Source organism: Lachnoanaerobaculum sp. MSX33 (genome assembly GCF_000512995.1).
Lineage (GTDB): Bacteria > Bacillota > Clostridia > Lachnospirales > Lachnospiraceae > Lachnoanaerobaculum.
In genome coordinates, this window is the sequence record NZ_AZXX01000065.1 from 1 (window position 1) to 826 (window position 826).

1 protein-coding gene is annotated in these 826 nt (G+C 42.4%); it reads left to right on the forward strand.

Annotation, left to right across the window (positions count from 1 at the left end; all coding sequences use genetic code 11):
• On the forward strand, window positions 1-826 hold an 826-nt coding region (locus HMPREF1495_RS07480; RefSeq protein WP_034213379.1), incomplete at both ends, for a MucBP domain-containing protein.

An 826-nucleotide genomic window follows, 5' to 3' on the forward strand; every position in this document is an offset into this window, starting at 1 on the left:
ACAAATGCAGTGCTTGATACTCAGGAAACTTTGGACGGAACCGGAAAGCTTGGAACAGCCTTTACTACAGTACAAAAGAACATAAATGATTATGATTTTGTTTCTGTAAGTCCTGCAGCAAACGGAACATTTACAAGCGGAACACAGACCGTCAACTACTACTACAAGAGAAAAGATGTTGGAGATATTGTAGTAAAATATGTAGAGCAAGGCAGCGGCACAGAGCTTGACACTCAGACAGTAATGAGTGGAGCAGGAAAGTCGGGACTCAGCTATACAACTACGCCGAAGACTATTACAGATTATGAGGTGGTAAGTACAACACCTGCAAATCATACCGGAACATATCCAAGTAGCGGAACAACGACTGTAGTATATGAGTACAGAAGAAAGACCGCAGGAGATATAGTAGTAAAATATGTAGAGCAGGGTAGCGGCACAGAGCTTGACGCTCAGACAGTAATGAGCGGAGCAGGAAAGTCCGGACTTAGCTATACAACTACACCGAAGACTATTGCGGATTATGAGGTGGTAAGTACAACACCTGCAAACCATACAGGAACATATCCTGCAACGGGAACAACAACGGTAGTATATGAGTACAGAAGAAAGAATGCAGGAGATGTTACAGTACACCATTATGAACAGGGTACTACAACACCGCTTGTACCTGATATCACAATGAGCGGTACAGGAAAACTCGGAACTCCATATAATACTACAGAACAGACCATTCCGAACTTTACATTGGTGAGCACACCTGCAAATCAGAATGGAACATATACAACCGGAAATCAGGTAGTAACTTATTACTACAAGAGAAATG